The sequence below is a fragment of the Roseomonas sp. CCTCC AB2023176 genome (assembly GCF_042259275.1).
Taxonomy (GTDB): domain Bacteria; phylum Pseudomonadota; class Alphaproteobacteria; order Acetobacterales; family Acetobacteraceae; genus Roseomonas.
This window is the reverse complement of record NZ_CP170086.1, coordinates 544,986-557,909: the sequence shown is the minus strand read 5'-3', so window position 1 is coordinate 557,909 and position 12,924 is coordinate 544,986. Positions and strand designations below refer to the sequence as shown.

Genomic DNA, 12,924 nt, shown 5'->3' with positions numbered 1-12,924 from the left:
GGGGAGGTCCGGGTTCAGCGGCCCTGGAAGGCCGGCTTGCGCTTTTCCATGAAGGCGCGGCGGCCCTCGACGTAGTCTTCGCTTGCGAAGCAGCCGCGCACGGACGCGTCGCAGGCCGCTTCATCCGGGTCGGGCCTCAGCGACTCACCGACGATGAACTTGACGCTCGCGACGGTCAGCGGCGCGTTGCCGGCGATGGTTTGCGCCATCTCCAGCGCGGCGTCCTCCAGCCCGTCATCGGGCAGGACGCGGTTGACGAAGCCCATCTCGCGCGCCTCGGTCGCGGTGAAGCGTCGGGCCGTGAAGAACATCTCCTTCGCGAAGGACGGGCCGACGAGTTGCACGAGCCGCCGGATGCCCTCCAGCGGGTAGCCCAGTCCGAGCTTTGCCGCGGGGATGCCGAAGGACGCGCCCTCGTTGCACAGGCGGATGTCGCAGCAAGCGGCAAGGCCCGCGCCACCGCCGATGCAGTGGCCGCGGATGACCGCGATCACTGGCTTCGGGAAGGCGGCAAGGGCGTCGTACACGCGCTTCGTCTGCGCCTGGTAGGCGTCCACGGCCTCCTTGCTGCCGCGCTCGCTCTCGAACTTCGAGATGTCGGCGCCGGAGACGAAGGCCTTGCCGCCCGCGCCGGTCACCATCAGCACGCGCACGGCCGGGTCGGCGGCGAACTCGGCCAGGATCTTCTCCGCCGCGACCCACATCTCCATCGAGACGGCGTTGTGCCGTTCCGGGTTGTTGAAGGTCATCCAGGCCACGCCGTCCTCGATGCGGGCGAGCATCTTGTCCGTGCCGTACGGCGCGGCGGGCAGGGCGTCGGTCATCAGATCACCTTGGCGGCGCGGAGGTGCGCGATCTCGTCGTCGGGGTACCCGGCCTCGCGCAGGATCGCGTCGGTGTGCTCGCCGATGTCGGGCGGGTGGGTCGCGATGGCGCTGGGGGTGCGCGACAAGGTCATGGGTTGCGCGACGTAGGCCTGGGCGCGATCCCCGTCGTCCAGCGTCGCGGCGATGCCGAGGTGTTGCACCTGCAGGTCCTCGAAGACCTCGCGGATATTGTTGATCGGGCCGCAGGGGACGCCGGCGGCGTTCAGGCGCTCGACCCAATTCGCGCTGGTGTCCGTTGCGATCCGCTCCTCGATGAGGGCATTGAGCGCGTCGCGGTTCTGCGACCGGTCCTCGGTGCCCTTGAAGCGCGGGTCCTCGACCCATTCGGGGCGCCCGACGGCCTTCGCGAAACGGGCCCAGATGGCGTTGCCGGACGCCGCGATGTTGATGTGCCCGTCGCGCGTCTTGAAGACCCCGGTGGGGATCGAGGTCGGGTGGTTGTTGCCGGCCTGCTTCGCGACCTCGCCGGCCTGGAGCCAGCGGCTGGCCTGGAAGTCCAGCATGAAGACCTGCGCCTGGATGAGCGAGGTCTGCACCCACTGGCCCCTGCCCGAGACCTCCCGCTCCAGCAGCGCGACCATGATGCCCTGCGCCGCGAAGATGCCGGCGCAAAGGTCCGCGACGGGGATGCCGACGCGTACGGGACCCTGGCCCGGCAGGCCGGTGATGGACATGAGCCCGCCCATGCCCTGCGCGATCTGGTCGAAGCCCGGCCGCCCCGCATAGGGCCCGTCCTGCCCGAAGCCGGAGATCGAGGCATAGACGATGCGCGGGTTCACCGCGCTCAGCGCCTCGTAGTCAATGCCCAGGCGGTGCTTCACGTCGGGGCGGAAGTTCTCGACGACGACGTCGGTGTCCTGAGCGAGGCGCTTGAGGATCGCGACGCCTTCCGGCGACTTCAGGTTCAGCGTCAGGCCGCGCTTGTTGCGGTGCAGGTTCTGGAAGTCGGGACCGAGGCGCGGGCCGCCCATTGGGTCGCCCTCGTCCAGGCCCGCGGGCATCTCGATCTTGATGACCTGCGCGCCCCAGTCGGCCAGTTGCCGCACGCAGGTCGGTCCCGAGCGGACCCGCGTCAGGTCGAGAACCTTGAAGCGCGACAGCGCCGTGGACGACACGGCGGCCACGCGTGGGGACGGAGCGATCTGGTCCATGCGGCGCAGCGTGGCCGCGGGGCCAGCAACCTGTCAACAGGCTGTTGACACCCGGGGCGCCGGCGTGATCGCCTGCCCGGATGGACGGTCCCCCGCCCGTGTCGTTGACCGAACGCGCCCGCGCGGAGGTGGAGCGCCTGATCCTCGATGGCGCCCTGAGCCCGGGAGAGCGCCTGAACGAGGTGGCGCTGGCGGCCCGCCTCGGCCTGTCCCGCGGCCCGCTGCGGGAGGCTCTTCGCGCGCTGGAGCGGGATGGGCTCGTCGCGCCGGGCCCGGCCGGCCAGGGCACGACGGTGCGCCGGATGGAGGCGGAGGACCTCGCCGAGAACTACGACATGCGCGCCCTCCTCCAGGGCTTCACCTGCGCGCGGCTGGCCGGGGCGGTCACGCCGCGCGACCTCTCCGACCTGCGCGTGCGCGTCGCGGTGATGGAGCAGGCGATCGGGGCGGGTGATGCCGACGCCTACTACGCCGCCAACATCGCCTTCCACGACGCGATGCTCGTCGCGGCGCGGCACCGGCGGTCCGCCGCGATCTACCGCGGCCTGCTGAAGGAGACGCACCTCACCCGGATGCGCGTGCTGCGCAACGCGGCGAACATGAGGGAGAGCAACGCGGAACATGCGGCGATGCTCGACGCGATCGCGGCGGGCTATGTGGTGCGGGCGCGGGCGATGGGGGAAGCCCATGTCGCCGGCGGGCGCCGCCGCTGGCTGGATGCGTTGTCGCGCGGGACGTAGCGTCGCGGGACGTAGCGTCGCGGGACAACGGGGGAGGAACGGGACTGACGGCGATCACGCGCCGGGCCGCCCTGGCGATGCCGCCGGCCCTCGCCGCGCCCGCGGTGCGGGCACAGTCCGACTGGCCCAACCGCCCGGTCCGCACGGCGTCGTCGCCCGCCTCAACGCCGCCTTCAACGACGCTATCGAGGCTTCGGACGTCGCGGAGCGCCCGACCGGGCACTGCCCCGCCTGATCCTCACCGTGGATCCCGCCCGGCTCTACGGGTGTGGGGAGACAGCCGGCGTCATGGCATGAGGTTCCCGGTCAGGCCCCATCGCTGCGCCGACCGCGCCATGGTCCCGTCGGAGCGGACGGTGCCGAGGAAGGCATTGACCTCGGCCAGCCAGCCGCCCTCCCCTCGGGGCACGGCCATCGCGTAGAGCACCTCCCGCGCCCCGCGCGGGGCGTCGATCACGCGCCAGGCATTGTCGTCCCGCATGTGCCGGCTGCCGGCGAAGTCCGTGACGAGCGCGTCGGCGCGGCCCGAGGCTACTTCCTGCTCCGGCGCCAGGGGCGGGCGGGTGACGAGGAGTTCCGCCGCCCGAAGGTTGTCGCGCAGCATTTCCTCGGCGACCGAGCCCGGCTGGACCGCGATGACGATCCCGCCCCGGTCGAGTTCGTTCCAGGACCGCACGCGCGCCGTGCCGCCGGCCGTCACCACGGTCAGCGGGCCGGTGAGATAGGGCTTGGCGAAGGCCACCCGTTCGGCCCGCGCCGGCGTGACGGCGACGCCGCCGATCGCGATGTCGCAGCGCCCCTCCTCCAGCCCGACGAGGACGAGGTCGGACGGCGCCTCGACGAACCGTGCCCGGACCTCGAGCCGGGCGGCCAAGGCGCGGCCCAGATCGGTGTCCAGCCCTTCCAGCTCCCCATTCCGCGGGTTGCGCCAGCCCAGGCCGAGCAGGTCCCGGGAGGTGCAGACGAGCAGCTCGCCGCGCGCGCGCACGACGGAGACCCGGTCGGACCGCGGCGGGGCGGGCGCCGGCTGGGGCACGGCCGCGCTCGGCCGCGGCGGCCGTGCCTGCCCCGGCCCGCCCTGGGCCGCGGCCGGCGATGCACCCTCGCCAAGCAGGGCCAGGAACGCGAAGATGGCCGCCGTCAACGACCTGGACATGGAACAGGACCCCTCACGACTCCGCCGGATACTCGGCCTCCCGACGGCCCAGCCGGCGACCCCGCGCCCCTGGCGGCTCTTCGCCGCCATGACGGTGATCGTCGGCCTGTGTCTCGCGGGCGTCTATGCCATCCTCTTCGACCGCGGTCAGCGGGAAGCGGCGAACGAGGCGGAACGGCTGACCGTCGGCGTGACCGCGGCCATCGCGGACCAGCTGGCCCGTGCCCTGCAGACCGTGGACTTCGTCCTGCAGGACATGGGCGACCGCGCGAACGAGCAGGACCAGGCCGCGGCCATCCGGGCGCTGGCCGGGCGAATCCGGGACGTTCCGCAATTGCGGGCTGTGCTGCTCGTGGATGGCAACGGCACGGTGACCCAGGCGACGGTGGACACGCTACGCGGCCTGTCCGTCGCCGACCGCGACTGGTTCCGGGTGCTGCGCCTCGGCGGCCCGTCGCTGCGGCTGGGCTCGCCGGAGGCCGGGCGTTTCCTCGGCGGCTCCGCCTCGCTGCAGGCCCGGGCCATCCAGGCGGCGGGGATCTGGTCCATCCCGCTCGCGCGCGGGCTCCGCACCCCGCGCGGGGATTTCTCGGGCGCGGCGGTCGCGCTGCTGAACCCGGACTACCTCGTCTCCATCGGCCGGCGCCATGCCGAGGCCTTCGGCGTCAGCGTGCGGATCCACTCCGCCTCAGGCCTCCTCCTCGCGCGATCCGACGGCAGCACGGCCGGCATCGCGGAGGCCAACCCGACGGCCTGGCTGTTCCGCGACTTCCTGCCGCGGCGCGAAAGCGGGACCTATGCCGGCCGCGACCAGGACGGGCAGGACGTCTTCGCGGCCTTCATCACCATCCGCCAGGGCCCGTTGGTGATCGAGGCGGTGCGCCGCCGCGCCGCGGCCTTCGAGGGCGTGGAGCGCCTGGGCACCCTCCTCATCGCCGGCGGCGTCGCGATCGGCGGGCTGATCTTCACGGCCATGTGGCTGATGTCCCGCCAGGCCGCGGCGCTGAAGGACCAGGGCGACGCGCTGGCGGCGCGGGAGCGCGAGGCCCGCGCCGCGACGCGGGCGAAGGAGGAATTCCTGGCGGCGATGAGCCACGAGATCCGCACGCCGCTGAACGGTGTCATCGGCATGACCGGGTTGCTGCTCGATACGCAGATGGACCCGATCCAGAAGCGCTACGCAGAGACGATCCAGGGCTCCGCCGAGCACCTGCTGATGGTGCTGAACGACATCCTGGACTTCAGCAAGCTCGAGGCGGGGATGATCGAGCACGAGCACATCGCCTTCGAGATGGAGGAGGAGATCGCGACGATCGTCGAGCTCTTCGCCTCGCGCGCCATGCAGAAAGACGTGGAACTCGTGGTGTCGCTGCCGCCCGAGCTGCCGCGCCGCGTCGTCGGCGATCCCGGGCGCTTCCGGCAGATCCTGTTCAACCTCGTCGGCAACGCAATCAAGTTTACTGAGAGCGGCTGGATCGATGTCTCCATCCAGACGCAGCCGATGGAGGAGGAGCCGGGGGCCGTCCGCCTGACCTGCTCCGTCGCGGATACGGGGATTGGCCTCGATCCCACGAAGATCCCGATCCTGTTCGAGCGCTTCACCCAAGCCGATGCCTCGATCTCCCGCAAGTATGGCGGCACGGGCCTCGGCCTCGCCATCTGTCGCAAGCTCGCGGAGCAGATGGGGGGCGGGATCGAGGCGACGCCGCGCCGGGGCGGCGGCTCCGTCTTCCGCTTCTGGATCGTCGTCGGCGAGGACGGGGAGCCGCTGCCGGAGGTTGCCCCCCTCACCGGCCAACGGGTCCTGGTCGTCGATGGCCTGGCGATCGCGCGGGAGAACCTCGTCCGCCGGCTCGGCGCCGCCGGGGCCACCGCGGTGGCCGCGGAAAACGGGGCGGCGGCGCTCACGGCGCTTCGCCTCGCGGCGCGGCGGGGCGTCACCTTCGGTACCGTACTCCTCGATTCCACGCTTCCGGACATGGCGGGCACGGACCTCGCGGCGGCGATCCGGCGGGAGCCGTCGGCGGGGCAGCCGGCGATCGTGCTCTGCGTCGGCAGCGCCGGCGCGCAACAGCCGGTGCCGCCCGGCCTCGTGGACGCGATCCTCCTCAAGCCCGTGCTGCCGAGACGGCTCGTCGAGGCAGTACAGCTCGCCCTCGCGCCGCCCGCGCCGGTCCAGCCTTCCGCGCCGCCGCCGGTCCCGGTCCGGGCGGCGTCCTCCGTCGCGCGGCGAAACGTGCTGCTGGTGGAGGACAACGCGACGAACCAGGTGCTCATGCGCGCCCTGCTCGGCCGGATGGAGCTGGAGGTGACGGTCGCCGGCAACGGCGCCGAGGCCGTCGCCGCGGCGAAGGCGATGGTCTTCGACGCGATCCTGATGGACCTGCAGATGCCCGTCATGGACGGGCTGGAAGCCACCCGCGAGATCCGCCGCGCCGGCCTGAATCGCCGCACCCGGATCGTCGGCCTGACCGCCGCCGTGGGGCCGCAGTTCGAGCGGCAGTGCCGCGAGGCCGGGATGAACGACTACCTGCCGAAACCGGTCCAGCGGGAGCAGTTGGCGCGGGCGTTGGAGGTGACGCCCCTGGCCGTGGCGGCAGCCGGCGGAGCCTGAGCCGGGATTCAGGCCGACCGTCGTCCGCATGGACGGGGTGAGGTCGTTGCTTGGCGGCCGGTTTCGCAGATGGCAGCAAGTCCGCGCCGCGCGGATCCGCCCTCGGTTCGGGCGATCAGGCGCTGAGCGCCGCCAGCTCCGTCAGCGCCGCCCGCGCTTCCGCCCCGATGTCGCGGAGCCGCTGGGCCGGTGGCATGACGTCGTCGTAGCGCATCGCCTCGCGCGCCAGGGCCTCCAGCCGCTTGGCCCCGATGGACCCGGCCGCGCCGGCCAGGCCATGCGCCGCGCGACGGTAGCCGTCCTCATTCGAGACCTTCGCCGCTTCCACCATCTCCCGCACGAGCCGGGCCAGGTCCTGCTCGAAAGTCCTGACGATCGAGACGAAGACGTCGTGGGGGAGGTCGGCGGCCAGGGATCGGGCCACCTCGGGGTCGAGGGCGCTCACGGCGGATCTGGAGTGACAGAGGCGCAACGGCGGGTCAACGGACGGGCGGGCGCGTGACGTGACTTCCCGCCCCGGTGTAGGTTCCGCGCCACCGGACCGCCCCGCGGTGGAGAGATCGGACCATGCGATGGGCTTTCGTCGTCCTGCTTCCCGTCACGCTGCTGGCGTGCCGCGACCCCGGGCCCGGCGAGAGGGCGGGCCGCGCCGTGGACCGCGCCGCGACTCGGACGGGGGAGGCCGTGGGGGGCGCCGCCCGCAACACGGGGTCGGCGCTGGGACGGGCGGGGAACTGGGTCGGCGACCGCGTGGACCCGGATCGCCGCTGACCGCCGTCCGTGACCCCCGTCAGCCCCGCGGCTTCTCGGCGCGGAGCGAGTAGGACAGCGGCATGCGCGGCATGCCCTCGGGCAGCCGGTACAGCCCGTCCCCGCCATCCCGCATCATCGGGACGTGCGACCAGGGCAGCGCCTCGTGCTCCCGGAACGACGTCAGGCGCAGCCCGGCACCGAGCAGGCCCCCGATGACCTCGGACAACGGGTGGTCCCAGGAATGATGTTCGGTGTTGCGCAGCGGCGTGGGGTCGCCCGTGTAGGTCCGCGTCTCCTGCGTGACGACCGGCCGGTCGGGCGCGGTGCGCCAGTCGTAGTGCGGCGTCAGGCGCCCGTCCTCCTCGGCGAGGGTGACGAAGGACGGGTGCTGCTCCGCCAGGAACAGCGCCCCGCCCGGCGCGAGGAGGGAGGCGACGACCGCCGCCCAGCGGGCCATGTCGGGCAGCCAGGGCAACGCACCCCAGGTGACGAAGACCAGGTCGAAGGCGCCGTCCAGCGCCGCGCGGGCGTCATGCACGTCGGCCTGCACGAATTCCGCGTCCACGCCGCATTCCGCGGCCAGCACGCGCGCCGCGGCGATTGCCTCGCCGGAAAAATCGAGGCCGACCGCGCGGGCGCCGCGCCGGGCCAGGCCGATCGTGTCCGTGCCGATGTGGCATTGCAGGTGCACGACGCGGAGCCCGGCGACGTCGCCGAGACCCTCCGCCTCGATCATCGTCAGCGGGTCGCGCCCGGCACGCAACGCATCCAGGCGGTAGAAGCCCGTGGCGTCGCGCCGGTGGATCACGGCGCGCTCGTCCCAGGCGCGGCGGTTGGCCTCGATCTCTTCCATGCCGCTACAGGTAGCGCCGCGCCCGCGCCAACGCGAGCAGGCCGATGACGCCGCAGGCGAACATCGTGATGGCGGTCGGCACGCCCGTGCCTTCCTCCAGCGCACCGGTGACGACGGTCAGCGCGGCCCCCGTCCCCATCTGCAAGGCGCCGAGCAGGCCGGAGGCCGTCCCCGCCCGTTCCGGCCGGACGGAGACCGCGGCCGCGACGGAGTTCGGCAGGCTCATCCCGTTGCCGACCGCGACGATCATCATCGGGCCGAAGAGCATGGTGAGTCCCCATTCCCGCGGCGCGGGCACGAAGCCCTTCACCAACGCCATGACCGCGGCGCCGACCGAGATTACGATCAGGCCGAGCGAGAGCATCCGCGCGACGCCGAGGCGCGTGGAGAACCGCCCGGCGATCCAGGACCCCAGGGCGAAGGTCGCGGAGATCGCGAGGAAGCCGACCGCATAATCAGCCGGCGCGTTTCCCATCCGGTCCGACACCAGGGGCGCGCCGGCGAGGAAGCAGAAGAACACCGCATTCGCCACGCAGCCGACGAAGGCGATCCAGCGGAAGGATTCGAGGCGCAGCAGCGACCCGTAGGCCTCTGCCATCCCGACGATCCCGGGCAGCGGCTGCGGCACGGCCAGCGTCTCCCGCAGCGACCGCCAGGCCGCGAACAGCACCGGGATCCCAGCGAGCGCGCAGGCCAGCATCAGCACGCGCCACCCCAGCCACGCTTCCAGGAAGGCGCCCATGGACGGGGACAGCATCGGAGCGACGGTCATGCCGAGGATGACGTAGCCGAGGCGCGACGCGGCCTCCTCGCGCGGCCAGACGTCGCGGATGATCGCGCGTCCCAGCACCATCCCGGAGCACGCCCCCGCCGCCTGCGCCACGCGCGCCGCGACGAGCCAGCCCGCCGACGGGGCCAGCGCCGCGAGGACGGAGGACAGGATGAACAGCGCGAGCGCCCAGAGCAGCACGGGCCTTCGCCCGAACCGGTCGGAGAGCGGCCCATAGAGCAACTGCCCCAGCGCGACGCCGACGAGGTAGAGCGTCAGCGTCAACTGCGCGACGCCGTAGGAAACGCCGAGGTCCCGCGCCATCTGCGGCAGCACGGGCACGACAATCTGCATCGTGAAGGGCCCGAGCCCGGTCATGACGACGAGGAGCCAGAGGGCCGGCGGCGTGCCCCGCATGTCGCGCCGCGCCGCGGGGGCGCCCCCGGGGGCTGATACGTGTCGTCGCGCGGTGCCATGGGAAGCGCGGACCCTAAGCCCCCGAAGCGTCCCCGGCCACCCCGGCGCGGAACCACGCCGGCCCGTCCTGCGCACGGTCCCGTGAGGCGCGGCGCTTCCGTCCTGCTGGGCGTTCCGGCGGGTCGCACGCTGAGGGGCCACGTGCCGTCGGGCACCGGCCCCGCCGATCCGCGCTATTCCGGCGGCAGCTCCGCCGCCGTGAAGCGCCAACCACCCCCGACCGGCTCCACCCAGAGCGGCAGGGCGTTGGGCGTGCGCACATTCGCCTCCATGCCCGCCGCGGCGCGGAACCCGCGCCAGAGCGCGCCGTGTGCGACGACGAGCACCGTGCCCTCCCCCGCCGTCGCACGGTTGATGGCGGTGACGGCGCGGGCGCGGAGATGCGCGAAGGGCTCCGCACCCTCCGGCGTGGACACCCCGGCGATCCAGTCGTCGAACCATCCGGACATCGGCTGGCCCTCCTGCACGCCGAAAGCGCATTCCTGGAGTTCGGGGTCGAGCGTCACGGGCAGGCCGAGCCGCGCCGCGACGGTCTCCGCCGTCACCCGCGCGCGGGTCAGGGTGCTGGAATGGATGCGCGCGATCCCGCGCCCCTCCAGCGCGCCCGCCGCGCGCTCCGCCTGCATCAGCCCCACCGCGTTCAGCGGGATATCCACCTGCCCCTGGGACAGCATCCGCGCGTTCCAGTCCGTCTCCCCGTGCCGCAGGAACCAAAAGGGCACGGGGTTGATCGCCGGCTCGTGCAGCGGCCGGGTGAGGAAATCCGCCGTCACGCGGAGGGTGCTTGCAAGGCGGCGCGGCGGGCGTCCTCGGCCTTCTCCTCGTCGAGCGCGCGGACCGTGCCGGGATGCCGCGCGACCTTGTCGGACACGCGCACCACCCCCGCATATTCCGACACGTCCACCTTCAGGAATCCGCAGAACCGCACGAGCGTCCAGAGGAACACGTCGGCGGCCCGGACCGCATCCCCTGGCGTTCCCTGCACGAGAGAGGTGCCGTCGCCGATCAGGCCCTCCGCGATCCGCATCGCAGCCAGGATCCGCTTCGGCGCGGCGGCTCGCAGCGCCGCCCCCGCCGCCTCGTCCCCGCCCGCCATGCGCGCGCCGGCGAAGGCGGGGAAGAAGATCGCGGGCATGGTGAAGTGGCACCACGCCAGTTGCTCGAAGGCCCGCAGGCGCTCGATCCCGCCGGCGGGGAACAGCGTGGAACCCGGCGTCATCTCGTGCAGCGCCAGCGCGATCGCCGGGATTTCCGTCAGCGCCGCGCCGTCCGCGAACTGCAGGACGGGCACCTGGCCCTTCGGGTTCATCGCCCGGTATTCCGGCGTCTTCGTGTCACCGGCCCGCAGCGAGACCCAGTGCGGCTCGACCGGCGCACCGATGATGCGGGACATCACGAACGGGATGGACCCGCTCGTTCCCGTCGAGGTCCAGAGGGTCGCGCCCGTGGCGCGCGGAGAGGATGCGCTGCTCACGCCGGCAGACCTTCCTGCTGCAACGCGCGCTGCACGGCCGGGCGCGCCAGCATACGCTCGAAATGCGCCTGGATGCGCGGCGGCACAGGCTCACCCACGCGCCTGATCTGCCAGTACTCCACGAAGAACAGCGCGGCGTCGGCGATGGAGTAGCCGGACTTCAGCCACCAGTCCCCGCCGGCCCAGAGCCGGTCCACCACGCCGAAATACTTCTGCGCGTTCTCCCGCGCGACCTTCACGGCGTGCGGGTGGTCCTCCTCCCGCGCGACGAAGTTCCCGGGGCGGAACTGGCGGGTGAAGGCGTGCGGGTGGACGGTGCCGGTGATGTAGTCCACCGCCTCCGCCGCGCGCGCGACGCCCCAGGCGCCCTCGTGGATCAGCCCCGCTTCGGGATTCGACAGGCCGAGGTAGAGCGCGATCGCCGTGAACTCCGTCAGCACCGCGCCGCCATCCTCCGGGTCGAAGGTCGGCACCTTCGCCTTCGGGTTCACCCCCTGGAACGCCGGCTTGTGCTGCGCCCCGTCCTTCAGCGCTACGGGGGAGAGCTCGTAGGGCTTCCCGATCTCCTCCAGGATCACGTGGATTCCGAGCGAACACGCGCCGGGGGAGTAGTAGAGCTTCATCGGGTATCCTCTCGCCGCCGAAGGGCGGCGGAAGGTGGCCGGAAACGGCCCCGCGGTGAAGCCCGGGGGCGTCCGGGCGGGCCGGCGCGCGGTACCGGCCCGCCCGGCGGAAGGGTCACGCCGCCCGCAGCGCCGCCGGCGCGCGCAGGGCAGCCCATTCCGTCGCGGCGAAGCCCGCCACCAGCGCGGCCTGGCCCAGCACGAAGGCCGTGCCGAGCGCGTTCGGCGCGATCCAGCCCAGCGCGAAGAGGGCGATGCTCTCGATGACCCAGAGCGCCCCGAAGGCGATGACGCCGAGCACCACGCGGCGCGAAGGCTCGGCCTGGGTCCCAAGCCAGGCCACGAAGGCCGCGAAGGGCAGCAGCACGGCACCGACGCCGCGCAGCAGGCCGACGGGCAGCGCCATCAGGTCACCGAGCGGCCCGGCCGCGGCCAGCAGCAGCACGCCGAAGCCCGTGCAGGCCGCAGCGTCCAGCAGCAGCACGCGGCGCAGGAGGGGAAGGTTCATCACGTGTCGTTCCATCCGTTGGGGACCGGCGGGATGGCCGGCGGGGCGAACCCTGGCCCGGCCCGCCGCCGCGAATCCATGACCTCCGGGGTCATGGAAGCGCGGGCGGCTTCCCCGCATCCTCCACCGCATGGCGACGCGCACCCCCAGCATCGGCGACCACCTCCGCGACTGGCGGACGAAGCGGCGCCTGTCCCAGATGGACCTCGCGCTGGAGGCGGAAATCTCCACCCGCCACCTCTCCTGCATCGAGACGGGACGCGCGGCGCCTTCGCGGGAGATGGTGCTGCGGCTGGCCGAATACCTCGAAGTGCCGCTGCGCGAGCGGAACCTCTGGCTCCAGGCCGCGGGCTTCGCGCCGGTCTTCGCGGAACGCCCGCTCGACGACCCGGCGATGCGCCCGGCGCGGGAGGCGGTGGAAGCCGTGCTGAACGCCCACGCGCCCTACCCCGCGCTGGCGGTGGACCGGCATTGGAACCTCGTCGCCGCCAACGCCGCGGTCGCGCCGCTGATGGAGGGCGCGGATCCCGCGCTGCTCGCCCCACCGGTCAACGTCATGCGGCTGGCGCTCCACCCGCGCGGCCTCGCGCCGCGCATCGTGAACCTCGGACAGCTGCGCGGGCACCTGCTGGCGCGCCTTGCGCGGCAGGCGACGATGTCGGGGGACGCCGTGCTCGCGGAGCTGCTTCGCGAGCTGCGCGGCTATCCCGCACCACCCTCCTCGCATGACGGCACGGACCCGCTGGCGATCCCCTTTCGCCTGCGCGTCGGCGGAGCCGAGCTGTCCTTCCTGACGACAACGATGATCTTCGGCACGGCGGCCGAGGTCACGCTCTCCGAGCTGACGGTCGAGACCTTCTTCCCGATGGACGAGGCCACCGCCGCGGCACTCCGCGGCGCCGGGCGCTGACGTCCCGGC

The 12,924-nt window shown here is 72.9% G+C and carries 14 protein-coding genes; 4 read left to right on the top strand and 10 right to left on the bottom strand.

Translation table 11 applies throughout. From position 1 onward, the window contains the following. Nucleotides 1-14: 14 nt before the first annotated feature. Nucleotides 15-824: an enoyl-CoA hydratase gene (locus ACE7GA_RS02775; RefSeq protein ID WP_376095287.1), complete on the bottom strand. Its 810-nt coding sequence runs from the start codon at nt 822-824 to the stop codon at nt 15-17. Beyond that, nucleotides 824-2,038 (bottom strand): CaiB/BaiF CoA transferase family protein, encoded by a 1,215-nt coding sequence (locus ACE7GA_RS02770; protein WP_376095284.1) that lies wholly within the window; start codon nt 2,036-2,038, stop codon nt 824-826. The genes ACE7GA_RS02775 and ACE7GA_RS02770 overlap by 1 nt, the downstream gene beginning before the upstream one ends. A gap of 98 nt (nt 2,039-2,136) precedes the next feature. On the opposite strand from ACE7GA_RS02770, the gene ACE7GA_RS02765 reads away from it, so the two are divergent. Further along, nucleotides 2,137-2,778 (top strand): GntR family transcriptional regulator, encoded by a 642-nt coding sequence (locus ACE7GA_RS02765; protein WP_376095281.1) that lies wholly within the window; start codon nt 2,137-2,139, stop codon nt 2,776-2,778. A 286-nt stretch (nt 2,779-3,064) separates the two neighbouring features. Here the strand turns inward: ACE7GA_RS02765 and ACE7GA_RS02760 are convergent, their stop codons facing one another. Continuing rightward, a complete protein-coding gene (locus ACE7GA_RS02760; protein WP_376095278.1) occupies nt 3,065-3,922 on the bottom strand; it encodes a substrate-binding periplasmic protein in 858 nt (285 codons plus the stop codon). Between ACE7GA_RS02760 and ACE7GA_RS02755 the strand changes: the two genes are divergently transcribed. Continuing rightward, nucleotides 3,909-6,548 (top strand): response regulator, encoded by a 2,640-nt coding sequence (locus tag ACE7GA_RS02755; protein ID WP_376095275.1) that lies wholly within the window; start codon nt 3,909-3,911, stop codon nt 6,546-6,548. The two genes, ACE7GA_RS02760 and ACE7GA_RS02755, sit on opposite strands and share 14 nt — an antisense overlap. A gap of 115 nt (nt 6,549-6,663) precedes the next feature. Here ACE7GA_RS02755 and ACE7GA_RS02750 read toward each other — a convergent pair whose 3' ends face one another. Continuing rightward, nucleotides 6,664-6,993, bottom strand: a complete 330-nt coding sequence (locus ACE7GA_RS02750; protein ID WP_376095272.1) for an Hpt domain-containing protein — start codon at nt 6,991-6,993, stop codon at nt 6,664-6,666. Nucleotides 6,994-7,115: 122 nt separating this feature from the next. Here ACE7GA_RS02750 and ACE7GA_RS02745 point away from each other — a divergent pair, with 122 nt between their 5' ends. After that, nucleotides 7,116-7,319: a hypothetical protein gene (locus ACE7GA_RS02745; protein WP_376095269.1), complete on the top strand. Its 204-nt coding sequence runs from the start codon at nt 7,116-7,118 to the stop codon at nt 7,317-7,319. Nucleotides 7,320-7,338: 19 nt separating this feature from the next. On the opposite strand, the gene ACE7GA_RS02740 is transcribed toward ACE7GA_RS02745, so the two are convergent. The 6 genes from ACE7GA_RS02740 to ACE7GA_RS02715 all read right to left on the bottom strand — a co-directional run bounded on the left by ACE7GA_RS02740 (nt 7,339) and on the right by ACE7GA_RS02715 (nt 12,005). Next, complete coding sequence (locus tag ACE7GA_RS02740; protein WP_376095266.1) at nt 7,339-8,154, bottom strand: class I SAM-dependent methyltransferase; 816 nt, start codon at nt 8,152-8,154, stop codon at nt 7,339-7,341. Nucleotides 8,155-8,158: 4 nt separating this feature from the next. After that, on the bottom strand, nt 8,159-9,340 hold the full coding sequence (locus tag ACE7GA_RS02735) for a multidrug effflux MFS transporter (protein ID WP_376095263.1): 1,182 nt from the start codon (nt 9,338-9,340) through the stop codon (nt 8,159-8,161). 233 nt (nt 9,341-9,573) lie between these two features. Continuing rightward, complete coding sequence (locus ACE7GA_RS02730; protein ID WP_376095260.1) at nt 9,574-10,173, bottom strand: histidine phosphatase family protein; 600 nt, start codon at nt 10,171-10,173, stop codon at nt 9,574-9,576. After that, nucleotides 10,170-10,793, bottom strand: a complete 624-nt coding sequence (locus ACE7GA_RS02725) for a glutathione S-transferase family protein (RefSeq protein WP_376095257.1) — start codon at nt 10,791-10,793, stop codon at nt 10,170-10,172. The genes ACE7GA_RS02730 and ACE7GA_RS02725 overlap by 4 nt, the downstream gene beginning before the upstream one ends. 77 nt (nt 10,794-10,870) lie before the next feature. Then, the gene (locus tag ACE7GA_RS02720) at nt 10,871-11,497 is read right to left on the bottom strand and encodes a glutathione S-transferase family protein (RefSeq protein ID WP_376095254.1); all 627 of its coding nucleotides are present in this window, start codon (nt 11,495-11,497) and stop codon (nt 10,871-10,873) included. A gap of 115 nt (nt 11,498-11,612) precedes the next feature. Then, nucleotides 11,613-12,005 carry a hypothetical protein gene (locus ACE7GA_RS02715; protein WP_376095252.1) on the bottom strand — a complete coding sequence of 131 codons (393 nt, stop codon included), beginning with the start codon at nt 12,003-12,005 and terminating at the stop codon, nt 11,613-11,615. 130 nt (nt 12,006-12,135) lie between these two features. Here ACE7GA_RS02715 and ACE7GA_RS02710 point away from each other — a divergent pair, with 130 nt between their 5' ends. Further along, nucleotides 12,136-12,915 (top strand): helix-turn-helix domain-containing protein, encoded by a 780-nt coding sequence (locus ACE7GA_RS02710; RefSeq protein ID WP_376095249.1) that lies wholly within the window; start codon nt 12,136-12,138, stop codon nt 12,913-12,915. Nucleotides 12,916-12,924 lie beyond the last annotated feature (9 nt).